Below are 23,360 nucleotides of genomic sequence, written 5' to 3' on the forward strand. Positions count from 1 at the left end.
ACTGGCGGACGGCCCGAACGGGTCCACGACCCGATCCGAAAGTGACACCGTACCTCCATGTCTTCCACCCGCAGGGACGACCTGCGCAACGTTGCCATCGTCGCCCACGTCGACCACGGCAAGACCACCCTCGTCGACGCGATGCTCCGTCAGGGTGGCGCGTTCACCGAGCACCAGGCCGAAGGCGTGGCGGAGCGCGTCATGGACTCCGGTGACCTCGAGCGCGAGAAGGGCATCACCATCCTCGCGAAGAACACCGCCATCCACTACGCCGGCCCCGCCGCCGAGGGCAAGCCGATGACGATCAACATCATCGACACCCCCGGCCACGCCGACTTCGGTGGCGAGGTCGAGCGCGGTCTCTCGATGGTCGACGGCATCGTGCTGCTGGTCGACGCCTCCGAGGGCCCGCTGCCGCAGACCCGCTTCGTGCTCCGCAAGGCGCTCAACGCGGAGATGCCGGTGATCCTGGTGGTCAACAAGACCGACCGTGGCGACGCCCGCATCGCCGAGGTGGTCGACGAGACCTACGAGCTCTTCATGGACCTGCTCGACGACTCCCACGGCCAGGACGCCCTGGACTTCCCGGTCGTCTACGCCTCGGGCAAGGCCGGCATCGCCGCCCTGACCGCCCCGGAGAACGGCACCCTCCCCGAGGGCGACAGCCTCGAGCCGCTCTTCAAGACGATCCTGGAGACCATCCCGGCGCCGGTCTACACCGAGGGCGCCCCGCTGCAGGCCCACGTCACCAACCTCGACGCCTCGCCGTTCCTCGGTCGCCTGGCGCTGCTGCGCATCCGCCAGGGCAACCTGAAGAAGGGCCAGACCGTGGCCTGGATGCGCCGCGACGGCTCGGTCAAGAACGTCAAGATCACCGAGCTGCTGGTCACCGAGGGCCTCGAGCGCCAGCCCGGCGAGTCCGCCGGCCCCGGCGACATCGTGGCCGTCGCCGGCATCCCGGAGATCACCATCGGCGAGACCCTCGCCGACCCGGAGAACCCGGTCGCGCTGCCGCTGATCCACGTCGACGAGCCGGCGATCTCGATGACCATCGGGACCAACACCTCGCCGCTGGTCGGCCGGGTCAAGGGCTCCAAGGTCACCGCCCGCCTGGTCAAGGACCGCCTCGACTCCGAGCTGGTCGGCAACGTCTCGCTGCGCGTGCTCCCCACCGAGCGTCCCGACGCCTGGGAGGTGCAGGGCCGCGGCGAGCTGGCGCTGGCCATCCTGGTGGAGCAGATGCGGCGCGAGGGCTACGAGCTGACCGTCGGCAAGCCGCAGGTGGTCACCAAGGAGATCGACGGCAAGGTCCACGAGCCGGTCGAGCGCCTCACCATCGACGCGCCCGAGGAGTACCTCGGCACCATCACCGAGCTGCTCGCCAGCCGCAAGGGCCGGATGGAGCAGATGACCAACCACGGCACCGGCTGGGTGCGGATGGAGTTCCTCGTCCCGGCGCGTGGCCTGATCGGCTTCCGGACCGAGTTCCTCACCGAGACCCGTGGCACCGGCATCGCCCACCACATCTCCGAGGGCTACGAGCCGTGGGCCGGCGAGATCCGGTCGCGCAACAACGGCTCGCTCGTCGCCGACCGCAAGGGCGCTGCGACGGCGTACGCCATGACCTCGCTCCAGGAGCGCGGCGTGATGTTCGTCGAGCCGACGACCGAGGTCTACGAGGGCATGATCGTCGGCGAGAACTCCCGCGCCGACGACATGGACGTCAACATCACCAAGGAGAAGCAGCAGACCAACATCCGGTCCGCCACCTCCGACAACTTCGAGAAGCTGATCCCCCCGCGGAAGCTCTCGCTGGAGCAGTGCCTGGAGTTCTGCCGCGAGGACGAGTGCGTCGAGGTCACCCCCGACGCCGTCCGCATCCGCAAGGTCGAGCTGGACGCCAACGTCCGCGCCAAGACCGCCTCGCGGGCGCGCAAGGCCAACAAGAGCTGATCTGCTTCGTCACGAGGGCCCGTCACGCTGTCGCGTGGCGGGCCCTCGGCACACCGGGGCGGGGGTGCTCCGGTGCGGCCGGCGATCACCCCCGGGGATACTGAGGTCATGACTGCCACGCGTCACCTCCCGACCGAGGAGGCCGCCGAGCTCCTCACCCTGGTCCGCGACCTCGCCACCCGTGAGCTGGCACCCCGCAGCGCCGAGGCCGAGGCGACCGAGACCTTCCCCCGCGACATCTTCCGGCTCCTGGGCGGCGTCGGCATCCTGGGCCTGCCCTACGCCGAGGAGCACGGCGGCGGCGGACAGCCCTACGAGGTCTACCTGCAGGTGCTCGAGGAGATCGCCGCGGTCTGGTCCTCGGTGGGGGTCGGCGTCTCCGTGCACGCCCTCTCCTGCTTCGGGCTGGTCGAGTTCGGCACCGAGGAGCAGAAGCAGAAGTGGCTGCCCGAGATGCTCGGCGGCGACCTCCTCGGCGCCTACTGCCTCTCCGAGGCCCACGCCGGCTCCGACCCGGCCGCGATGCGCACCTCCGCCCGCCGCGAGGGCGACGAGTACGTGCTCAACGGCGCCAAGGCGTGGACGACCCACGGCGGGCAGGCCGACTTCTACAAGGTGATGGCGCGCACCAGCGACGACCGGAATGGGATCTCCTGCTTCCTGATCCCCGCCGACACCCCCGGCCTGAGCGCGGACGCCCCGGAGCGGAAGATGGGCCTGACCGGCTCCCACACCGCCACCATGCGCCTCGACGACGTCCGGGTGCCCGTCGAGCGGCGCCTCGGCGCCGAGGGCGAGGGCCTGCGCATCGCGCTGGCGGGCCTCGACTCCGGTCGTCTCGGCATCGCCGCGGTCGCCACCGGGCTCGCCCAGGGCGCACTCGACCAGGCGGTCGCCTACGCCCGGGAGCGGGAGACCTTCGGCAAGCCGATCATCGACCACCAGGGGCTCGCCTTCGTGCTGGCCGACATGGAGGCCGCGGTCCAGTCGGCGCGTGCCACGGTGCTCCACGCCGCGCGCCGCAAGGACGCCGGACTGCCGTTCTCCCGCGAGGCGTCGATCGCCAAGATGGTCGCCACCGACAACGCCATGAAGGTGACCACCGACGCCGTGCAGGTCCTCGGCGGCTACGGCTACACCCGCGACTTCCCGGTCGAGCGCTACATGCGCGAGGCCAAGGTGATGCAGATCTTCGAGGGCACCAACCAGATCCAGCGGATGGTCATCTCGCGCTCGCTCGCCAAGGACGACGCGGGCCGGATCACCCACGCCTGACCGGGCCCCGCCCGCCCCTCCCCCACAGTGCCCTGGGCACCGCCTGCCCTGAGCACCCCACTCCCACCCACCCACACCCACACAGCAGGAGAGTCACCGACCGTGCAGCTCAACGACACCGCCGCGATCGTCACCGGAGGGGCCTCCGGGCTCGGGGCGGCCACCGCGACCGCCCTGGCCGGCAAGGGCGCCAGGGTCTTCGCCTTCGACCTGCCCTCGGCGATCGACGACGCGACCGCCCCCGACGGCGTGCAGTACGTCGCGGTCGACGTCACCGACCCCGACCAGGTCGCCGCCGGCGTCGCGACCGCGGCCGGCGCCGGCGTCCCGCTGCGCACCGTGGTCAACTGCGCGGGCATCGGGCCCTCCATGCGGATCCTGGGCAGGAAGGGCCCCCACGACCTGGGCTTCTTCGCCAAGGTCGTCCAGGTCAACCTGGTCGGCACCTTCCACGTGATGACGCTGGCCGCGGAGCAGATCGCGGCCACCGAGCCGCTCGCGGACGGCCAGCGCGGCGTGGTCATCAACACCGCCTCGATCGCGGCGTACGACGGCCAGGTCGGCCAGGCCGCCTACGCCGCCTCCAAGGGCGGGGTCGTCGGCCTGACGCTGCCCGCGGCGCGCGACCTCGCGCAGCACGGCATCCGGGTGCTCACCATCGCGCCGGGCATCATCGAGACCCCGATGCTGGCGACGGTCGCCGACGAGTTCCGGGCCGGGCTCGCTGCCGGCGTGCCGTTCCCGCAGCGGCTGGGGCGCCCCGACGAGTACGCCCAGCTCGCGCTGACCATGGTCGAGCACGACTACCTCAACGGCGAGGTCGTCCGGATGGACGGCGCGCTGCGGATGGCCCCGCGCTGACCTCCTGGGAGGACGGGGTGCCGCCCTCGGGGCTCTCGGGCAGGACGACGTTGAACCGCCGCCGCTGGACGCTCACCACGACGTCCTGGGACTCCGCCCACCCGGTCTCGGGGTCCAGGGCGGTCAGCACGTAGCGCCCGATGGGCGGCAGGTCGAGCTGGTAGTGGCCCTCGTCGTCGGTCCGGGTGACCCCCACCGACTCGCCGGTGCTGTCGGTCAGCACCACGAGCGCGCTGTCGATCGGCCACCCGCCCCGGGAGACCACACCCGCGACGGTGAGCCGCTCGTCGAGCCTCAGCGCGGACTCCACGTCCGGCGAGAGCTGACGCAGCTGCGACCTCGCGGCCCAGCCCTCGGCGGAGCAGACGACCAGGTACTCCCCCGCGCCCGGCAGCACCACCGACCAGCGTCCCGCGTTGTCGGCGCGCGCCCAGTCGGCCTGGCGGCCGGTCGGCTCGAGCACCGAGACCACCGCCAGCCGCGCCGGCGAGCCGTCGGGCCTGCGCACCTGACCCCGCACCACGACCTCCGCCGCGGCGTCCACCCGGCGTACGGCGTCGGCCCGGGCGGGCTCCCCGGCCGGTCGGGCGGTGGGGAGCACGGGCGTGAGGCGAACCGGGATGAACCAGCCGACGCCCGCCCCGAGGAAGGCGGCGCAGGCGGCCAGCCAGCTGGTCGCGTGCACGGCGGCCTCGGAGGGGAAGCCGCTGGCGAGCGTGCCCGCGGCGAGCACGGCCGCGACGCACGCCGAGGAGGTCGAGGTGCCGATCGAGCGGACCACCGTGTTGAGCCCGTTGGCTGCGGCCGTCTCGGTGATCGGGACGGCCTGCATGATCAGCACCGGCATCGCCGCGAAGCAGACCGCGATGCCGACGGAGACGATCGTGACGCCGAGCAGCAGCTGGATCACGGTGGCGTCGAAGAGCACCCGGGAGACGTAGCCCAGGCCGGTCACCACGAGTCCGGCGATCAGCGTGGTGCGGGCGCCGAAGGTGCGGGTGATGGCGGCCGAGACCGGGGACATCAGGATCATCAGGACACCGCCGGGCAGCATCGCCAGCCCCGCCTCGGTCACCCCCAGGCCGAAGCCGACCCCGCTCGAGACGGGCAGCTGCAGCTGCTGGACGGCGACCAGCAGGTTGGCGAACATCGCGAACCCCGCGAGCAGGGAGGCGATGTTGGTCAGCAGCACCGGACGACGCGCCGAGGTGCGCAGGTCGACGAGGGGCTGGCCGGTGCGCAGCTCCCACGGCGTCCACAGCCCGAAGACGAGCACCGCGAGCAGGAAGCAGAACAGCGTCCACTGCGACGTCCAGCCCCACTGCCCGCCCTTGGAGATGCCCAGGAGCAGCGAGGTCAGCGCCACCGACATCAAGATTGCGCCGAGCCAGTCGAAGCTGCCGCGTGCCTGCACCGACGACTCAGGCACCACCGCGAAGACCAGCGCGAGCATCACCACCGACATCACGACGCTGCCGTAGAAGACCGACTGCCAGCCGAAGGTCTCGTACATCACCCCGGACAGCGGCAGGCCCACCGCGCCCCCGATGCCCAGGGTGGCGCTCATCAGCGCGACCGCTCCGCCGATCTTCTCCGGCGGCAGCTCGTCGCGCATGGTGGAGATGCCGATGGGGATCAGCGCGGGCGCGAAGCCCTGCAGGGCCCGGGCCACGATCAGCACGGTCAGAGAGTCGCTCGCCGCTCCCAGCAGCGACCCGGCCAGCAGCACCAGCAGCGAGACCATCATCATCCGGCGTTTGCCGTACATGTCGGCCAGGCGGGAGAGGATCGGCGTCGCCACCGCCGAGGTGAGCAGGGTGACGGTGACCAGCCAGGAGGCGTTGTCGGCAGTGGTGCCGAGCAGCCGGGGGAAGTCGGGCAGCAACGGCACGACCAGGGTCTGCATCAGCGAGACCGCGGTGCCGCAGAGCGCCAGCACGAGCACGATCGTGCCGGAGCGCCGCGGTCGCTGCGAGGTCTGGGGAGCGGAGGTGGCGGTCGCGGTCAACGCAGCACCGCCCTCGTCAGGACAGCCATGGCTGGCACCTTACGGCGTGGCCGGCTCGCGCCGGTCGCGCTCCCACCCGGACCGCTAGCAGCAGCGGGCCCCCGGCGCGTGCTCGCGCTGGTCGTCGCGGTGGCGTTCGAACTGCCGCCGTGACATCGGCGTCGCGCCGGCCGCGGAACACTCGGCGAGGTAGTCGTCCCACTTCGCCTCCCCGGTGAGCTGGCGGACGTACCAGCGCAACCGGGACAGCACCCTCATGGCCGCTCCCCCGTCCCGGCGGTCTGGCGCTGCTCCTCCCAGCGGCGCACCGCCTCCTTCTCCTCGGCCGTGGCGAAGAAGTCGGAGGGGGCCACGAGGTGCGACGGCTGCTTCGGCACCTCGGTGGTGGGCAGGCCGCCGGCCCGGACGCCCTTGACGCAGATCACCAGGGCGTTGGCGACCACCACCAGGACCAGCACCGCGAAGAGCGCCTGCAGGGTGCCGTTGAGGGTGGAGTTGAAGACCACCTGGTCCATCTGCGCCTGGTCGGCCGCCGGTGCCAGCACCTCCCCGGCGTCCCGGGCCTCGGCATAGCGGGAGCGCTGGCTGAAGTAGCCGAGGGTGGGGTCGTCGGAGAAGACCTTCTGCCAGCTGGCGGTCATCGTGACCACCAGGTCCCAGACCAGGCCGATGCCCGGCACCCAGCACCACTTCGCCTTGCCGTGCTTGATCAGCAGGGTCACGCAGAGGGTCAGGGCGATCGCCGCCAGCAGCTGGTTGGCGATGCCGAAGAGCGGGAAGAGCTGGTTGATGCCGCCCAGCGGGTCGGTCACCCCGACGTAGAGCATGTAGCCCCAGAGCCCGACCACCACCGCGCTCGCCGACCAGCTGGCCGGCTTCCAGCCGAGGTCGGCGTACCGGGGCCAGAAGTTGCCGACCGTGTCCTGCAGCATGAAGCGGCCCACCCGGGTGCCGGCGTCGACGGCGGTGAGGATGAAGAGCGCCTCGAACATGATCGCGAAGTGGTACCAGAAGGCCGCGAGGCCGCCGCCGAAGGCCTCGCTGAAGACCGAGGACATCCCGAACGCCAGCGTCGGGGCGCCGCCGGTGCGGGAGATGAGGCTCCCCTCCTCCACGGAGTCGGCGGCGGCCTGCAGGTCGGCCGGGCTGATGGTGAAGCCGAGGTTGGCCACGAACTCCGCCGCCGTGGCCGGGTCTCCCCCGGTGGCGCCGGCGGGCGAGTTGATCGCGAAGTAGAGGCCCGGGTCGATGACGCTGGCCGCGATCAGCGCGCTGATCGCGACGAACGACTCCATCAGCATGCCGCCGTAGCCGATCATCCGGACCTGGCTCTCCTTGGCCACCATCTTGGGCGTGGTGCCCGACGCGATGAGCGCGTGGAAGCCCGAGAGCGCCCCGCACGCGATGGTGATGAAGACGAACGGGAAGAGCTTGCCGGCGAAGACCGGTCCGGTGCCCTCGATCGCGAAGTCGGTGACCGCCTCCTGCTGCAGCGTCGGGGCGGCGAGGACCAGGCCGACGGCCAGCAGCACGATCACTCCGACCTTCATGAAGGTGGAGAGGTAGTCGCGCGGGGTCAGCAGCATCCAGACCGGGAGGATCGAGGCGACGAACCCGTAGACCACCAGCGCCAGCGTCAGCTGCTCCTTCGACAGCGTCAGCACCGACTCCAGGCCCATCTGCTCGACGTAGCCCCCGCCGATGATCGCGAGGAGCAGCAGCGCCACGCCGATCGCGGTGACCTCGGAGACCCGTCCGGGGCGCAGGACACGGAGGTAGAACCCCATGAAGAGGGCGATCGGGATGGTCAGGCCGATGGAGAAGACCCCCCACGGCGACTCGGCGAGCGCGTTGACCACGACCAGGGCGAGGACGGCCAGGATGATGATCATGATCGCGAAGACCGCGATCAGCGCGGCGATCCCGCCGACCAGGCCGATCTCCTCGCGGACCATCTGCCCCAGGCTCTTGCCGTCGCGCCGCATCGAGAAGAAGAGGACCACCATGTCCTGCACGGCACCGGCGAAGATGACCCCGACGATGATCCAGATCGTGCCCGGCAGGTAGCCCATCTGCGCCGCGAGCACCGGGCCGACCAGCGGACCGGCGCCGGCGATGGCGGCGAAGTGGTGGCCGAAGAGGACGTGCCGGTCGGTGACGTCGAAGTCCCGGCCGTTCTCCAGCCGTTCGGCGGGGGTGGCCCGGGTGTCGTCGACCTCGAGCACCTTGTCGGCGATGAAGCGGGCGTAGAAGCGGTAGGCGATCGCGTAGGAGGCGAGCGCGGCGAAGAGGATCCACAGGGCCGAGACCTCCTCCCCGCGGGAGAGCGCCAGGACCGTCCAGCAGGTCGCGCCGACGAGGGCGACGACGACCCAGACCGCGGTCGAGACGGCGCTGCGCCTGGTCGGGCCCGGCGAGGGCTGCGGCGTGGCCGTCTGGGTCGTCCCTGCTGACATGGGCGTCCTCCTCCGAGAAGGGGCACGCCCCGATCCGCGAGCCCACTGCCTGATTCGTACTCCACCGTGACCTGGATCACAAGCATCAGGCCGCAGGGCGGTCGTGGGCGGGGGTGGCGGGCGTTGTCGCGGCGTTCGTGGGGTTCGTGGGGGGCGGCGCTCAGGCCCGGTGGGCGCGTGAGGCCGGGGGCTCGCGGAAGACCGGCTCGTCCCCGGCAGGAACGGCCGGCGGGCGCATGGCGCGCGCCGGTGCGGTCACCGGCAGCCGGCACGTGAAGGTGCTGCCCACCCCGAGCCCTCCGGAGACTGTCATGGTCCCGCCCATCAGCTCGGTCAGCTGCTTGCAGATCGCCAGCCCCAGGCCGGTCCCGGCGTAGTGTCGGGTGGCGGAGCCGTCCACCTGGCGGAAGGCCTCAAAGATCGAGGCGTGGTCCTTCGCGTCGATCCCGATGCCGGTGTCGGAGACCTCGATCTGCACGGCGCGGTCGCCGTCGGCGACCACGGCGCTGACCTGCACGTGCACTCGTCCGTCCGTGGTGAACTTCAGCGCGTTGTCCACGAGGTTGTTGAGCACTTGGACGACTCGGGTCCGGTCGCCCGTGACGGTGCGGGGGACCTGCGGGTCCACGTCCCAGTCGAGCGCGATGCCGCGGTGACGGGCGCGCGGCAGGTTGGCGTCGACGATGTCCTTGACCATGGTGGGCAGGTCGAACTCCGTCTCCTGCAGCGACGCGTGCCCGGCCTCGATCCGGGAGAAGTCGAGGAGGTTCTCCACCAGGGAGAGCAGCAGTCCCCCGGAGAGACGCATCCGGTCGAGCAGCTTGCCCTGGACCGGGTCCAGCGGGGTGTCCTCCAACAGCTCGCCGGCGGCGAGGACGGTGGTGAGCGGTGTGCGGATCTCGTGGCTCATGTTGGCCAGGAACATCGACTTCGCGTTCGAGGCCGACAGGGCCGCGTCGCGAGCCGTCTTCAGCTCCTCGGCGAGGGTCTCGAGGTCGCTGACGCTGCGGGCGCGTTCGACGGCGACCCCGGCGTGGGCGGCGAGCGCCTCGAAGACCTGGACGTCCTCGGTCCCGAAGGTCTCCTTCTCGAAGGACCTGTCGCACACGACGAGCACGTAGCGGGTGGGCTCCCCGGTCCGCAGCCGGGCGGCGAGACCGTCACGGGGAGCGGAGAACAGCCCCGGCGTGCCCGCGGGCTCCGGCTCCTCGCGGTGCCCGTGGCCACGGGGCGCCTCGTAGCGGACGATCCCCGAGGCGAGCGCGCCCCACCACCACGGCCTGGTGTCCTGGACCTCCAGGGACTCGTTGCGCAGCGAGCCGTCACCGTAGGAGGAGTAGCTCATCTGATGGTCGTTGACGATCTCCACCAGGTAGGCACGCTCGGCGTGCATCAGGTCGGCCGCCTCCCGGACCACGAGGTCGATGATCTCCTCGGGCGACATCGCCGAGGAGGTGCGGTCGACGAAGCGGTAGAGCAGGTGCGTGCGGGCGTGGCCGCGGGCGAGCGAGATGTAGACCCGGTAGCCCAGGACGAGCAGGACGACGACGACGCCCAGGAGGGGAAGGGCCGAGGGCTGGACCAGCACGAGGGTGGCGACCAGGAGGGCGACGCAGGTGTTGATGAACGCCGCGACGGAGCCCGACCGCAGTGCCTCCCGGAGGACCTCTCCGTCGAAGACGTTCTCGGTGAGGCTGATGGCAGCGGTCACCGCGCCGGCGGACATGAGGTCGGTGACGAGCACCGCCACCAGGACGGCGAGCCATCCGGTCATCGACAAAGGATCCCCGCCCTGCAGGATCAGGTGGTAGACCAGCGCCCCGAGGGCCGCCTCGAGCGCGAACATGGCCGCGTTGAACGCCAGCTTCACGCCCCGCATGCGCGCGGCGACCACGAGCGCCAGGACTGCGCCGACGACGTACACCGTGACGTACTGCGGCGGCACCAGGAACGTCAGGCCGAGCACGGCCGGGATCTCCCGCAGCGTGTGGCCGTGAGCGTTGCGCTGGGTGGGCAGGTGGATGACCACGACCTCGGCGAGCGCGAACAGCGGGAGCAGGACGAGCCACTCGAGGCCCGGCACCGCGGCCGAGGGTTCCGCCAGCACCCCCGGTGCCGCGATCAGGACGGCCAGCCCTGCCATCGCCGTGGCGAGCAGCGAGACCAGCAGCGCCTGGCGCCGCCCCGGTGGCGCCCCGGCGGTCACCGCCTCGCCGTCGGTGGTCATCGCGCCGGCCCCCGCGCCGTGGGCAGCGCGGTGGGCAGCGTGAGCCAGCTGGACTTCACGTTCCCATCCCTTCGAGACGACCGCGCCGCGGCAAGTGTCGTGAAGGCAGGGTAAGTCGCACGGGGGGTCGCCCACCGGAGAATGGTGGAATCCGTCCGACGATCATGTCGGCGTGAAGGACCCGGCCCGGGGGTACCCCGGGCCGGGACGAGGATGGGGCAGGCGCGCGCCGGGCTCTACCCGGCGCCGGGGCCTACCAGGCCGCTCCGGAACCCGACAGGGCACCGCGCCACGAGCGGGCACCCCAACCGTTCTGGGACCAGCTGCGGTCCTCGATGCTCATCGTCGACCAGCCGGCGGAGGTCCACAGGTCCCCGCGCCAGCTGCGTGCCAGCCAGTCGCCGCCGGCCCACGAGTCGCCCGACCAGGTGGCCTCGCGCCAGGACCGGGCGGCCCAGGAAGTGCCGGACCAGTCCGAGCCCGTCCAGGTCCTGCCGTTCCAGGTGCCGGCCGACCACGCCGTGCCGGCTGCGGTCGCCTCGCGCCACGAGCGGGCGTCCCAGGGGTTGCCCATGGCGTCGACCTCACCGGTGAGGACGGTGCCGTCGAGGGGGTCCACGACGTGGCTGCCGCCTCGGGCACCCTCGAGGGTGCCCGTCCCGGTGGCGGCGGGCCAGTGCTGGGCGGCGGCCGCGGCGGACGGCGTCGACGCCTTGAGCGCGGCGTGCACGTCGAGGACGCCGGCCCCCTGAGCGGGGTCGGTGCCGGCGAGCGGATTCGCGGTCGAGCGCAGCAGGTACTTGACCTGGTCGGGGGTCAGCTCCGGCCGCGCCTGGAGCAGGAGCGCCGCGGCACCGCTGACCATGGCGGCGGCCTGCGAGGTGCCACTGCCGCGGAAGAACCGCTGGGCACTGTCGCCGGTGACCCGGCCCTCGGGGTGGAGCCGGTCGGAGTAGGAGCCGGGCGTGCGCAGGGAGACCACCGACTTGCCGGGCGCGAGCAGGTCCGGGCGCCGGTCAGGGGTGCCGGAGTTCGTGAAGGCCCCGGTGATGTCGTCCTTGAGGGACTTGGTGCCGACGTGGTCCACCGCCCCGACGGCGAGCACGCGGGGGTTGGCCGCAGGCATGTTGAGCTGGTTGTCCGCGCCGTCGTTGCCGGCGGAGACGACCACCACGATGCCCTTGCGCCAGGCGTTCTCCACGGCGTAGGCCAGCGGGTCCACCGTGTACGGCTGGGTCGAGCGCGTGCCGTAGGACAGGTTGATCACCCGGATGTTCAGGCCGGCGTCGTTGCGGTGCTGCACGACCCAGTCGATGGCCGCGATGATCTGGCTGACGTCGGCGCCGCCGTCCGCGGTGGCCACCTTGACGTTCACGATCCGCGAGTCGGGGGCGATGCCGACGAAGTGCTCGTCCTTGTCCTCCTTGCCGGCCACGACCTGGGCGTCCCGCCCGGCGATGATGCCCGCCATGTGGGTGCCGTGGCCGTAGCCGTCCAGGTGCCGGGTGGAGGCGTCCTGGCTCTCGAAGGAGAGGTCTGGACCGTTGACCACCTTCGCGGGGTCGCTCAGCCCGGCGACCGGGGCCACGCCGGTGTCGATCAGGGCGACGTCGACGCCGCGACCCGTCACGTTGACCTTCGCGGCGTCCTTCGACTTCCACACCTTGTGGGCGCCGTACTCCTTGGCCGCGGTGTACATCGACCCGAGGTCGTGCTTGGCCTGCCAGAGCCCCATGCCCTTCGAGGCCTTCTCGTCCTCGCGGGTGGTGTCGTCGCCCCAGCTCCTGTCCTGGAACGAGGTGCCGCCGGTCAGGGAGAGCGCGGCGGCGGGCCGGGCGTCCTGGGGCGCGGCCACGGCTGACCCGTGCAGCGACCCCGCCGTGGCGGTCGCGACGGCCAGCGGTGCCAGGAGCAGCCCGACGGCCAGGCGCCGACCCCGACTCTTGCCGCAGAAGTCGTTGTTCCTCATGACGTTCCCCCCATTGTGCTTCCGCACGTAGCTCACCCGTTAGCTGCAGACTCAAGATCAAGGAGCAGTCAGCAGAGGCTATGGCCTCCGGAGGTGCGCGGGCTGCAGTGTGACGTAGGCCACAGCCCCGCCGCCGAGGGCCCGGATGTGGACAGGGCCTGGGGCCCAGAGGTGCATCGCTAGGCGGAGAGGCGCTCGCCCGACGCCGGGTCGAAGACGTGGACCGCGGCCGGGTCGATCGCGAGCCCGATCCGGTCGCCCTTGGCCGCCTGGTGGTGGCCCTCGATCCGTACGACGACCGGGGTCGGCGCCACGGCCGCGTGCGCGGCGTCGCCGTCCCGCAGCGCGTAGACGAAGGCGTCGGCGCCCAGCTCCTCCACGACCGTGACGGTCGCCGGGACCGAGGGCTCGTCGGCGCTGACGACCCGCCACGCGTGGGGGCGCACCCCGAGGATGACCTCCCGGCCCGCCCGCGCGACCACCTCCCGGGGCAGCGCCACCGGGCACCCGTCGACGGTGGCCACACCGTCGCCCACCTCAGCCGGCAGCAGGTTCATCGCGGGCGAGCCGATGAAGCCGGCCACGAAGAGGTTGGCCGGGCGGTCGTAGAGGGCCAGCGGGGTGTCGACCTGCTGGAGCGTGCCGGCCATGAGGACGGCCACCCGGTCGCCCAGCGTCATCGCCTCCACCTGGTCGTGGGTGACGTAGACGGTGGTGGTGCCGAGCCGGTGCTGCAGCGCCGCGATCTGGGTGCGGGTCGAGACCCGCAGCTTGGCGTCGAGGTTGGAGAGCGGCTCGTCCATGCAGAAGACCTGGGGCTGGCGGACGATCGCCCGGCCCATCGCCACCCGCTGCCGCTGCCCGCCGGAGAGCGCCTTGGGCTTGCGGTCGAGGACGTCGGCGAGGTCGAGCATGGCGGCAGCCTCGGAGACCCGGCGCACCCGCTCGTCCTTCGGCATCCGGGCGACCTTGAGGGCGAAGCCCATGTTGTCGGCCACGCTCATGTGCGGGTAGAGCGCGTAGTTCTGGAAGACCATGGCGATGTCGCGGTCGCGCGGCAGGTCGTGGGTGACGTCGCGGTCGCCGATGGAGATGTGGCCCGAGGTGCACTCCTCGAGGCCGGCGAGCATCCGCAGCGAGGTCGACTTGCCGCAGCCCGACGGCCCCACCAGGACCATGAGCTCGCCGTCGGCGATCTCGAGGTCGAGGGCGTGCACCGCGGGATGCTCCGCGCCCGGGTAGCGGCGTTCCGCCTGGTCGAACCGGACCTGGGCCATCGGGTCTCCCCTCGTGTCGGGCACGCCACCGGCGAGCTCTCCCGGCCTCGGACGCCCGGGTGCTTCTCACCGTACGACGCCGACTCTCCGCCGTCTAGTGGAAGCGCTCTCACAGATCAAAGATCTCAGTCAAGGCGTGTATTGACACCTGATGTGACCCCTGTCATGGTGAATCGAAGATCGATGTGGAAGCGCTTCCACACCCTCCGTCCGGAGGTCCACCTCGATCGAGCCACGTCGGACCAAGGCGGTCCGCGAGTCAGCAGGAGTGTCAGGAGACCACGGTGCACGGAGACAAGAGGCGTAGGACACGGGTCGCCGCGGGAGCCCTGGTGGCGCTCGCGCTGGCCGCGACGACGGCCGCCTGCGGAGGCGACGACGACGGGGGCGAGTCGGATGACGGGAAGGTGCGGCTCACGGTGGCCACCTTCAACGAGTTCGGCTACGAGGGCCTGATCGAGGAGTACAACGAGATGCAGGACGAGGTGGTGGTCGAGCAGAAGAAGGCCGGCACCGCCAACGAGCACCAGGACAACCTCTACACCAAGCTCGCCGCCGGCTCCGGCCTCTCCGACATCGAGGCGATCGAGGTCGACTGGCTGGCCGCCCTGATGCAGGAACCCGACGCCTTCGTCGACCTCTCCGACCCCGAGGTCGAGGGCCGCTGGCTGGACTGGAAGGCCGAGGCGGCCACCACCGACGACGGCCAGCTCATCGGCTACGGCACCGACATCGGCCCGCAGGCGGTCTGCTACCGCGCCGACCTCTTCAAGAAGGCCGGGCTGCCCACCGAGCGCGAGCAGGTGGCCACGCTCTTCACCACCTGGGACGACTACTTCGAGACCGGCCGCGACTTCGTCGAGAAGGTCCCGGGCGTCGCCTGGTACGACGCCTCCGGCGCCACCGCCCAGGCGATGGTCAACCAGACCCAGTACACGTTCGAGGACGAGGACGACAACGTCATCGCCGCGGACAACCCGGAGGTGAAGCAGATCTTCGACACCGTCACCTCGATGTCGCAGGACGGCCTCTCCACCAAGCTCGTCCAGTGGGGCGAGGACTGGGTCGCCTCCTTCCAGAAGGACGCGTTCGCCACGATGGCCTGCCCCGGCTGGATGCTCGGCGTGATCGAGGGCAACGCCGAGGGCGTCGAGGGCTGGGACGTGGCCGGGGTCTTTCCCGGCGGCCCCGGGGTCTGGGGCGGCTCCTACCTGACCGTGCCCGCCCAGGGCGAGCACCAGGTGGAGGCCATCGCGCTGGCCAAGTGGCTCACCGCCCCCGAGCAGCAGGCCAAGGCCTACACCGCGAAGGCGACCTTCCCCAGCCAGGTGGAGGCGCTCGAGGACCCGGTGGTGGCCGAGAGCACCCGTGAGTTCTTCAACGACGCACCCGTCGGCGAGATCCTGGTGGAGCGGGCCAAGGCGATCGAGTTCATCCCGTACAAGGGCCCGAAGTTCGCCGACATCAACACCGCCTTCCAGCAGGCCATCCAGCGTGTCGACGAGGGCAAGGAGTCCCCGGACGAGGCGTGGGAGTCGTTCCTGGCCGACGTCGAGCGGCTCGGCTGAGCGGGACCGGCCACCCTCCATGTCCCTCGACCCCGGGCGCGTGCAGGCGCCAGGCAGTCCCGCCGGGGAGGCCGGACCACCGGCCTCCCCGGCGGGCTCCACCCCTGAGTCCGCACGCCCGGACGGCGTACCCGCCCCCGGCACGCCCCGCCGGCGGTCCGGCCCCTGGCGCTCCAGGCTCGGCCGCTGGGAGGCCAAGTCCTCCCCCTACCTCTACATCTCGCCCTTCTTCCTCCTCTTCGCCCTCGTCGGGCTCTTCCCGCTCCTCTACACCGCCTACGTCTCGCTCCACCACTGGAGCCTGCTCGGCGGGCAGGGCGAGTTCAGCGGGCTGGAGAACTACGAACGGGTGCTCGCCGACCGCTACTTCTGGAACGCGCTGCGCAACACCCTGAGCATCTTCCTGCTCTCCTCGGTCCCGCAGGTGCTCCTCGCCCTCGGGCTGGCGGGACTCCTCGACACCCAGCTGCGGGGGCGGACCCTGTGGCGGATGAGCGTGCTGCTCCCCTTCGTGGTCGCCCCCGCCGCGGTGGCCCTCATCTTCGGCAACGTCTTCGGCGACCGCTTCGGGCTGGTCAACGGCGCGCTCGACCTGATCGGGGTGGAGCCCGTCGCCTGGCACGTCAACACCCTGGCCAGCCACGTGGCGATCGCGTCGATGGTCAACTGGCGCTGGACCGGCTACAACGCGCTGATCTTCCTGGCCGCCATGCAGGCGGTGCCGCGCGACCTCTACGAGTCCGCCTCGCTGGACGGCGCCGGCCGGGTGCGGCAGTTCGTCTCCATCACCGTGCCGATGATCCGGCCGACCCTGCTCTTCGTCATCATCACCTCGACCATCGGCGGCCTGCAGATCTTCGCCGAGCCCCGGCTCTTCGACACCCAGGGACTCGGCGGCTCCGACCGGCAGTACCAGACGCTCACCATGTACCTGTGGGAGCTCGGCTGGCGGGTCCGCGACCTCGGCATGGCCTCCGCGGTGGCCTGGCTGCTCTTCCTGATCATCGTGGTCTTCGCCGTCCTCAACCTCTGGCTCAGCCAGCGCGCCGGCTCGCTCGCGGGCCGCCCCGGTGGCCGGGCCGGCCGACGCGGCCGGGCGGCCCTCCTCCGTGCGGAGGCACGCCGATGACCCGGCGTCCCGGCTTCCTCGTCTACGGGCTGCTCACCGCCTTCGTGCTCGGCTCGTGCGCGCCGCTCTACTGGTCGTTCCTGGTCGGCTCCCACAACCGGGAGGACCTGGCCGGCCGGGTGCCCCCGCTGCTGCCGGGCGGCCACTTCCTCGACAACGCGCAGCGCGCGATCGAGGCGGTGCCCTTCTGGAAGGCCCTGGGCAACAGCCTGCTGGTCTCCTCGACCGTGGCCACGTCGGTGGTGGTCTTCTCCACGCTGGCGGGCTTCGCCTTCGCCAAGCTCGCCTTCCGCGGCCGCACCCCGTTGATGGTCTTCGTGGTGGCCACGCTGGCCGTGCCGACCCAGCTCGGGGTGATCCCGCTCTTCATCGTGATGGCCGAGCTGGGCTGGGTGGGCTCCATGTGGGCGCTGATCGTGCCGGGCATGGTCACCGCCTTCGGCGTCTTCTTCATGCGCCAGTACCTGGTCGACGCCGTCCCCGACGAGCTGATCGAGGCGGCCCGGATGGACGGGTGCTCGATGGCCCGCACCTTCTGGAACGTCGCGGTCCCGGCCGCGCGCCCCGCCGCGGCGATCCTCTGGCTCTTCTCGTTCATGGCCACCTGGACCGACTTCTTCTGGCCGTTGATCGTGCTGCCCGCCAGCAACCCCACCGTCCAGATCGCCCTCCAGCAGCTGCAGAGCGGCTACTACGTCGACTACAGCCTGGTGCTGGCCGGTGCGACGCTCTCGGTCGTGCCCCTGCTGGCCCTCTTCGTCCTCACCGGCCGCCAGCTGGTGTCCGGCATCATGCAAGGAGCAGTCAAGGGATGACCGTCGAGCGCACCCGCCCCGTCCCGCAGGACCACCCCCACCGGACGGCGGACCACCCCCGGTTCCCGGCGACCTTCACCTGGGGCGCCGCCACCGCGTCGTACCAGGTCGAGGGGGCGGTGGCCGAGGACGGCCGGACGCCGTCCATCTGGGACACCTTCTCCCGAGTGCCGGGCGCCGTGCTGGGCGGGGACACCGGCGACGAGGCCTGCGACCACTACCACCGGATGCCGGACGACGTGGCGCTGATGGCCGACCTGGGGCTCTCCTCCTACCGGTTCTCGGTCGCCTGGCCGCGGGTCCGTCCCGACGGCGGCGCGGTCAACCCCGCCGGCCTGGCCTTCTACGACCGGCTGGTCGACCGGCTGCTGGCCCACGGCATCGCCCCGTGGTTGACCCTCTACCACTGGGACCTGCCGCAGGCTCTGGAGGACGCGGGCGGCTGGACCGACCGCGACACCGCGTACCGCTTCCTCGACTACGCGGGGTCGGTCCACGACGTGCTGGGCGACCGGGTGCCGACCTGGACGACGCTCAACGAGCCGTTCTGCTCCGCCCTGCTCGGGTACGCCGCGGGGCACCACGCGCCCGGCCGCCAGGAGGGGGCCGCCGGGCTGGTCGCCGCCCACCACCTGCTGCTCGGCCACGGCCTGGTCGTCGACGAGCTCCGCCGCCGCGGCGTGCACGGGGAGCGCGGCCAGGTGGGGGTCAGCCTCAACTTCACCGTCGCCGACCCCCACGACCCCGACGACCCGGTCGACGTGGACGCCGCCCGCCGGGTCGACTCCCTGCACAACCGGCTCTTCCTCGACGCCGTGCTCCGCGGCTCCTACCCCGCCGACCTGCTCGACGACACCGCCCACCTCGCCTGGCAGGACCGGGCCTGGACCGACGTCGTCCGCGACGGCGACCTGGCGCTGATCGCGACCCCGATCGACGTGCTGGGCGTGAACTTCTACCACGGCAACGCCGTCTCGGGGCACCCGCACACCGACGTGATGGCCCGCGACGCCGACAAGCCCGACCGGGTCTCCCTCTCCCCCTTCGTGGGCTCCGAGCACGTCACCTTCCCGCGCCGCGACCTGCCGGTGACCGACATGGGGTGGGAGGTCCACCCCGACGGGCTGCACCGGCTGCTGGTGCGCCTCCACGAGGAGTACGCCGTGCCGCCGATCTACCTGACCGAGACCGGGGCTGCCTACGCCGACTCCCCGGACGAGCACGGCCGGGTCCACGACCCCGACCGGATCGCCTTCCTCGACGCCTACCTGCGCGCCACCCACCGGGCGATCAGCGAGGGGGTGGACGTGCGCGGCTTCTTCCACTGGTCGCTGATGGACAACTTCGAGTGGGCCTTCGGCTACGCCAAGCGGTTCGGCCTGATCCACGTCGACTACACCGACCAGCGGCGTACCCCCAAGTCGAGCGCCCACTGGTACGCCGAGCTCGCACGCACCTCGACCCTGCCACCACCGGAGGAGCACGGGTGACTACGGTGAGGCGGGTGAACGGGAACGGGTCGCCGACCCTCGACGAGGTGGCACGCGTCGCCGGCGTCTCCAGGGCCACCGCCTCCCGGGCGATCAACGGCGGTATGCGCGTCAGCCCCGCCGCCCGGGCGTCGGTCGACGCGGCCGTCCGCAGCCTCGGCTACGTGCCCAACCCGGCTGCCCGCAGCCTGGTCACCCGCCGCACCGACTCGGTGGCCGTGGTCGTGCCGGAGCCGGACGAGCGGATCTTCTCCGACCCCTTCTTCGCCGGCACCCTGCGCGGGGTCACCCGGGTGCTGACCGAGCGCGACCTGCAGCTGGTGCTGCTGCTCGCCCGGCCGGGGGCCTCCAGCGCCCGCACCCTGCGCTACCTCAACAACCGGCACGTCGACGGCGCCCTGGTCGTCTCCCACCACCGCGACGACGGTCTGGCCGAGCAACTCGCGGGCACCGACCTGCCCTGCGTCTTCGGGGGCCGCCCCTGGACGGCCGGCGACCGCGTCGCCTACGTCGACGTGGACAACGTGGCCGGGGCGCGGCAGGCCACCGAGGCGCTGGTGGAGCGCGGGTGCCGGCGCATCGCCACGATCGCCGGCCCCGCCGACATGACGGCGGGGGCCGACCGGCTGGAGGGCTGGCGTCAGGCGATGGGGGCGGCCGGGCTGCCGCTCGACGCCGTCCAGTACGGCGACTTCACCCAGGAGAGCGGGGAGGTCGCCGCCACGACGCTGCTGGAGACCCACCCGGACCTCGACGGCCTGGTGGTCGCCTCCGACCTGATGGCCGCCGGCGCCCTGCGGGTGCTGGCCCAGGCCGGCCGGCGGGTGCCCGACGACGTGGCCGTGGTCGGCTACGACGACCTGGGGGTCGCGGAGCGGACGACTCCCCCGCTGACCACCATGCGCCAGCCGGTCGAGGAGATGGCGGAGCGGGCCACCCGCCTGCTGCTGGAGCAGATCGAGGGCCGCGGCGGCGGGCGGCCGATGCGCGTCATCATCCCCCCGCAGCTGGTGCGCCGGCAGAGCGCCTGACCCACCCCGCGCGGCGGTCGATTCGCCTGCGCCCCCGGCCGGAGCCGACATACGATCGGCGCGCGGCAGCAGGCCGCTCGGAGAGCGGAGACTGAGCACACATGACCGACCTGATCGACCAGACCCCCGTCACCGCTGCCGTGGTCGTCGCCCGGCTCCCGGTCGTGGACACCGCACGGGCGATCGTGGGCTTCGAGCTGGTCAACCGCTCCGCCCCCGGGCCCGGCGCGGGCCACCAGGACGACGCCGGCCGGGCCGTGGTGACCGTCTCGAGCCTGCTCGGCTCGGTCGACGTCGACCTCTCCGCCATCGTCGGCGACAAGCTCCTCTTCTGCTCCGTCGACCGGGACGCCCTCGTCGGCGAGGTGCGCCTCACCCTCCCGCCGCGACGGACCGTGCTGGAGGTCCCGAGCCGCGACGTCGACGAGGAGCTGCTGGACGCGGTCCGCGCCCACAAGCGGGCCGGCTTCATCATCCTGGTGGCGCACACCGAGTGGACCCCGGAGACCGAGGTTCTGCTGGCCCTCGCCGACCTCGTCAAGATCGATCTCGGCAGCGGCACGCCCGGCGAGGTGATGGACGTCGCCGCGACCTACGCCGACGCCTCCCTGGAGCGCGTGGCGGCCGGCTGCGACACCGAGGCCGAGCTGGCGTGGGCGCTGGCCGTCGGCTTCGACCTCTTCCTCGGTCGCGCCGTCCAGGTGCCGTCGACCACGAGTGACTCCGCCAGCGCGCCGCTGCCGTTCACCCAGGTGCAGCTCGGTGTCGAGCTGCTCAGCCGCGACCTCGACCTCGACTACATCGAGGACGTGCTGCGCGGCGACCCCGCCCTGGTGATGCAGCTGCTCAACATGGCCTCGGCCGGCGCTGGCGGCGGCGTTCGCCGGCAGGTGCGCAGCCTGCGCGAGGCCCTGGTGGTCCTCGGGACGACCAGGCTCCGGCAGTGGGCCGCCCTGGTGATCCTGAGCCGCCACAGCCGCCGGCAGGGCGACGCCCTCGTCACCGCACTGGTCCGGGCCCGGATGTGCGAGCTCCTCGCTCCCGGTCGCGGCCTCGACGGCCCCTTCGCGTTCACCGCCGGGCTCCTCTCCGCTCTCGACCTCGTGCTGGGCGTGCCGCTGCCGGAGGTGGAGCAGCAGGTCACGGTGGCCGAGGAGCTCAGCGACGCCGCCTTCGGGCGCCGGGGCGCGATGGGCGAGCTGATCACCAGGGTGGTGGACCACGAGCAGTGGATCGACACCGGCAGCCGCCTCCGCGACGACCACGACGAGGTCACCCTGCTCGGGGCCCAGGCCTTCGGCTGGGCAGCCCAGTACGCCGGGGCGATCGACGCCGCCGCCGAGGCGTAGTCGCTAGGAGCCGTCGACCCGGAGCAGGCCGAGCCGGTAGGCGGCTGACACGGCCGCGGCCCGGTCGCTGACCTCGAGCTTGGCGTAGAGCCGGGCCAGGTGGGTCTTGACCGTGGTCTCGGAGATGTGGAGCTCCCGGCCGATCTCCTTGCTGGCCAGGCCGTCGGCGACCAGGCGCACGATCTCTCGCTCGCGAGGAGTGAGGGTCGCGGTCGCGGACGGCTCGTCGCCCCGGTAGCGGCGGACCAGCAGCCCCGCGACGGACGGGGCCAGCACGGTCTCCCCCCGGCTGGTCGCCCGGATCGCCGCGAACAGCTCCTGCCGGGTCGCGTCCTTGAGCAGGACCCCGGTGGCACCCGCCTCGAGGGCCGGGCGGAGATCGCCCTCCCCGCCGTACGTCGTCAGCACCAGGACCGGGACCGGCGGCGTCCGGCGCCGCAGGGCGGCGATCAGCGCGACGCCGTCCCCGGAGGCCATCCGCAGGTCGGTCACCACGACGTCGGGGTCGAGGCGCTCCACCAGCGCCAGCGCCTCGTCACCGCCTGCGGCCTCCCCCACCACGACCAGGTCGTCCTGGGTGCCGATCTGGCCCACCAGCCCGTCGCGGACGATCGGGTGGTCGTCGGCCAGGACGACCCTGATCATGCGTCCGCTCCCGCGCGGCGGGAGGCAGGCACGGTCGCGGTCACCGTGGTGCCCGCACCGGGGGCCGACTCGAGGCTCAGGCTTCCCCCGACCAGCCCCAGCCGCTCGCGCGCGGCCGTCAGGCCGTACCCGCCGCCCCTGTGCTCGTGCCCGTGCCCGTGCCCGACGGTGGCGGCGTCGAAGCCGACGCCGTCGTCGAAGACGTCGACCAGCACCACGTCGCCGACGCCGGAGACCGTCACGGTGGCCTGGGAGGCCTCAGCGTGCCGGCCGATGTTGGCCAGTGCCTCCTGGACGAACCGGAGCAGCGCGACCTGCACCTCCTCGTCCTCGGGCTCCACCGCTCCGGTCACCTCCACATGCACCGGGACGGCTTGCCGCTCGCTCCACGAGTCGACCGTCCCGCGGAGGGCCGCCATCAGCCCGTGCTGCGCCAGTGGCCCCGGCCGGAGCGCCTGCACGGAACGCCGGGCCTCGACCAGGCTGGAGCGGGAGAGGTCCAGGGCGGTGCGCACCCGTCGGCTGGCCGGGTGCTCCTCGGGCAGCAGCGCATCGGCGTTCTCCAGCTGGGAGGTGATGCCGGCCAGGCCCTGGGCCAGGGTGTCGTGGAACTCGCGGCCCAGCCGGGCGCGCTCGTCCGCCGTGCCGGCCTCGCGCGCAGCCAGGGTCAGCCGCACCTGGAGGGCGTCCTTCTCCTCCTGCGCCCGCCGCAGCGCCTCCGTCAGCGCCGCCAGCTCCGCGTGGGCTCGGCGGCGCTGCCCCGCCTCGGCCTCGATCTCCCGGATGGCCCACCCGACGGCTCCGGCCAGTGCCGAGGCCCCCACGACCTGCGCGGTGACCAGGACGTCGAGACCCGGTCCGCTGAACCCGACCAGCAGACAGGCTCCGGTGAGCGCGACGCCGAGGTAGGCCCAGCGGCCCGGGAGGGCGACGAACGCCATCGGGTAGCAGCCCAGCACGAGGAGGCCGAAGGGAGCGGCCTCGCCGGCCAGCACCACCGCGCCGCCGAGCAGGCCGAGGAAGTAGGCGGCCATCGGGACGAGCCGACGCTCCGGCCAGCCGGGGTGCAGCGTGAGGAACCAGAAGGTCCAGGCGACCAGGACGAGCGAGCCGGTGGTGATCAGCACGCGCTGCTCGCTGCTCAGGTCGGTGACCGACGAGGTCACGAACGCGAAGCCGGTCATCACGTAGGGCAAGAGCCCCCAGCCACGGTCCCACCAGCCGTCGAAGGCCAGGAAGCGGGCCGCCGGACCGGGGTCGCCCGGCACCTCTCCCGGCTCCTGCCTCGACGTCGCTCCCCTCACGCG

At 72.3% G+C, this 23,360-nt stretch carries 17 protein-coding genes; 9 read left to right on the forward strand and 8 right to left on the reverse strand.

All coding sequences use genetic code 11. The annotated features are described in order from the left end of the window. The first annotated feature begins 57 nt into the window (after positions 1-57). The 3 genes from typA (at position 58) to AC3X7R_RS01655 (ending at position 4,089) form a co-directional block, all read left to right on the forward strand. Positions 58-1,953, forward strand: a complete 1,896-nt coding sequence (gene typA, locus AC3X7R_RS01645) for a translational GTPase TypA (protein WP_489963804.1) — start codon at positions 58-60, stop codon at positions 1,951-1,953. A gap of 108 nt (positions 1,954-2,061) precedes the next feature. Then, entirely contained in the window at positions 2,062-3,228 is a 1,167-nt protein-coding gene (locus tag AC3X7R_RS01650; RefSeq protein ID WP_489963805.1) for an acyl-CoA dehydrogenase family protein, read from the forward strand. A gap of 102 nt (positions 3,229-3,330) precedes the next feature. Further along, positions 3,331-4,089 (forward strand): SDR family NAD(P)-dependent oxidoreductase, encoded by a 759-nt coding sequence (locus AC3X7R_RS01655; RefSeq protein WP_489963806.1) that lies wholly within the window; start codon positions 3,331-3,333, stop codon positions 4,087-4,089. Here AC3X7R_RS01655 and AC3X7R_RS01660 read toward each other — a convergent pair. The 6 genes from AC3X7R_RS01660 to AC3X7R_RS01685 all read right to left on the reverse strand — a co-directional run bounded on the left by AC3X7R_RS01660 (position 4,037) and on the right by AC3X7R_RS01685 (position 14,026). Continuing rightward, a complete protein-coding gene (locus AC3X7R_RS01660) occupies positions 4,037-6,097 on the reverse strand; it encodes an MFS transporter (RefSeq protein ID WP_489963807.1) in 2,061 nt (686 codons plus the stop codon). The two genes, AC3X7R_RS01655 and AC3X7R_RS01660, sit on opposite strands and share 53 nt — an antisense overlap. Positions 6,098-6,181: 84 nt before the next feature. Continuing rightward, the gene (locus tag AC3X7R_RS01665) at positions 6,182-6,355 is read right to left on the reverse strand and encodes a YbdD/YjiX family protein (protein WP_489963808.1); all 174 of its coding nucleotides are present in this window, start codon (positions 6,353-6,355) and stop codon (positions 6,182-6,184) included. Next, entirely contained in the window at positions 6,352-8,553 is a 2,202-nt protein-coding gene (locus AC3X7R_RS01670) for a carbon starvation CstA family protein (RefSeq protein WP_489963809.1), read from the reverse strand. Before AC3X7R_RS01670 ends, AC3X7R_RS01665 begins: the two co-directional genes overlap by 4 nt. 160 nt (positions 8,554-8,713) lie before the next feature. Beyond that, positions 8,714-10,780 (reverse strand): GAF domain-containing sensor histidine kinase, encoded by a 2,067-nt coding sequence (locus AC3X7R_RS01675; RefSeq protein WP_489963810.1) that lies wholly within the window; start codon positions 10,778-10,780, stop codon positions 8,714-8,716. 253 nt (positions 10,781-11,033) lie between these two features. After that, positions 11,034-12,749 (reverse strand): S8 family serine peptidase, encoded by a 1,716-nt coding sequence (locus AC3X7R_RS01680; RefSeq protein ID WP_489963811.1) that lies wholly within the window; start codon positions 12,747-12,749, stop codon positions 11,034-11,036. 179 nt (positions 12,750-12,928) lie between these two features. Then, positions 12,929-14,026 carry an ABC transporter ATP-binding protein gene (locus AC3X7R_RS01685; protein ID WP_489963812.1) on the reverse strand — a complete coding sequence of 366 codons (1,098 nt, stop codon included), beginning with the start codon at positions 14,024-14,026 and terminating at the stop codon, positions 12,929-12,931. A 284-nt stretch (positions 14,027-14,310) separates the two neighbouring features. Between AC3X7R_RS01685 and AC3X7R_RS01690 the strand changes: the two genes are divergently transcribed. The 6 genes from AC3X7R_RS01690 (at position 14,311) to AC3X7R_RS01715 (ending at position 21,408) form a co-directional block, all read left to right on the forward strand. Next, a complete protein-coding gene (locus tag AC3X7R_RS01690; protein WP_489963813.1) occupies positions 14,311-15,594 on the forward strand; it encodes an extracellular solute-binding protein in 1,284 nt (427 codons plus the stop codon). Between the two features lie 19 nt (positions 15,595-15,613). Further along, on the forward strand, positions 15,614-16,723 hold the full coding sequence (locus AC3X7R_RS01695; protein ID WP_489963814.1) for a carbohydrate ABC transporter permease: 1,110 nt from the start codon (positions 15,614-15,616) through the stop codon (positions 16,721-16,723). Beyond that, positions 16,720-17,538, forward strand: a complete 819-nt coding sequence (locus AC3X7R_RS01700) for a carbohydrate ABC transporter permease (protein WP_489963815.1) — start codon at positions 16,720-16,722, stop codon at positions 17,536-17,538. Before AC3X7R_RS01695 ends, AC3X7R_RS01700 begins: the two co-directional genes overlap by 4 nt. Next, the gene (locus AC3X7R_RS01705; RefSeq protein ID WP_489963816.1) at positions 17,535-19,028 is read left to right on the forward strand and encodes a GH1 family beta-glucosidase; all 1,494 of its coding nucleotides are present in this window, start codon (positions 17,535-17,537) and stop codon (positions 19,026-19,028) included. The genes AC3X7R_RS01700 and AC3X7R_RS01705 overlap by 4 nt, the downstream gene beginning before the upstream one ends. Positions 19,029-19,042: 14 nt before the next feature. Beyond that, entirely contained in the window at positions 19,043-20,059 is a 1,017-nt protein-coding gene (locus AC3X7R_RS01710; protein WP_489963817.1) for a LacI family DNA-binding transcriptional regulator, read from the forward strand. 101 nt (positions 20,060-20,160) lie between these two features. Then, complete coding sequence (locus AC3X7R_RS01715) at positions 20,161-21,408, forward strand: EAL and HDOD domain-containing protein (RefSeq protein WP_489963818.1); 1,248 nt, start codon at positions 20,161-20,163, stop codon at positions 21,406-21,408. Positions 21,409-21,411: 3 nt separating this feature from the next. On the opposite strand, the gene AC3X7R_RS01720 is transcribed toward AC3X7R_RS01715, so the two are convergent. Beyond that, positions 21,412-22,053, reverse strand: a complete 642-nt coding sequence (locus AC3X7R_RS01720) for a response regulator (protein WP_489963819.1) — start codon at positions 22,051-22,053, stop codon at positions 21,412-21,414. Beyond that, complete coding sequence (locus AC3X7R_RS01725; protein WP_489963820.1) at positions 22,050-23,357, reverse strand: sensor histidine kinase; 1,308 nt, start codon at positions 23,355-23,357, stop codon at positions 22,050-22,052. Before AC3X7R_RS01725 ends, AC3X7R_RS01720 begins: the two co-directional genes overlap by 4 nt. Positions 23,358-23,360 lie beyond the last annotated feature (3 nt).

Source organism: Nocardioides sp. Z22_16 (assembly GCF_058134365.1).

Excerpts from the sequence above, each read along its gene's own strand:
- AC3X7R_RS01675 (WP_489963810.1), bottom strand. The coding sequence starts at position 10,780 with ATGACCACCGACGGCGAGGCGGTGACCGCCGGGGCGCCACCGGGGCGG.
- AC3X7R_RS01715 (WP_489963818.1), top strand. The coding sequence starts at position 20,161 with ATGACCGACCTGATCGACCAGACCCCCGTCACCGCTGCCGTGGTCGTC.
- AC3X7R_RS01650 (WP_489963805.1), top strand. The coding sequence starts at position 2,062 with ATGACTGCCACGCGTCACCTCCCGACCGAGGAGGCCGCCGAGCTCCTC.
- AC3X7R_RS01665 (WP_489963808.1), bottom strand. The coding sequence starts at position 6,355 with ATGAGGGTGCTGTCCCGGTTGCGCTGGTACGTCCGCCAGCTCACCGGG.
- AC3X7R_RS01700 (WP_489963815.1), top strand. The coding sequence starts at position 16,720 with ATGACCCGGCGTCCCGGCTTCCTCGTCTACGGGCTGCTCACCGCCTTC.
- AC3X7R_RS01685 (WP_489963812.1), bottom strand. The coding sequence starts at position 14,026 with ATGGCCCAGGTCCGGTTCGACCAGGCGGAACGCCGCTACCCGGGCGCG.
- AC3X7R_RS01680 (WP_489963811.1), bottom strand. The coding sequence starts at position 12,749 with ATGAGGAACAACGACTTCTGCGGCAAGAGTCGGGGTCGGCGCCTGGCC.
- AC3X7R_RS01695 (WP_489963814.1), top strand. The coding sequence starts at position 15,614 with ATGTCCCTCGACCCCGGGCGCGTGCAGGCGCCAGGCAGTCCCGCCGGG.
- AC3X7R_RS01720 (WP_489963819.1), bottom strand. The coding sequence starts at position 22,053 with ATGATCAGGGTCGTCCTGGCCGACGACCACCCGATCGTCCGCGACGGG.
- typA (WP_489963804.1), top strand. The coding sequence starts at position 58 with ATGTCTTCCACCCGCAGGGACGACCTGCGCAACGTTGCCATCGTCGCC.
- AC3X7R_RS01705 (WP_489963816.1), top strand. The coding sequence starts at position 17,535 with ATGACCGTCGAGCGCACCCGCCCCGTCCCGCAGGACCACCCCCACCGG.
- AC3X7R_RS01670 (WP_489963809.1), bottom strand. The coding sequence starts at position 8,553 with ATGTCAGCAGGGACGACCCAGACGGCCACGCCGCAGCCCTCGCCGGGC.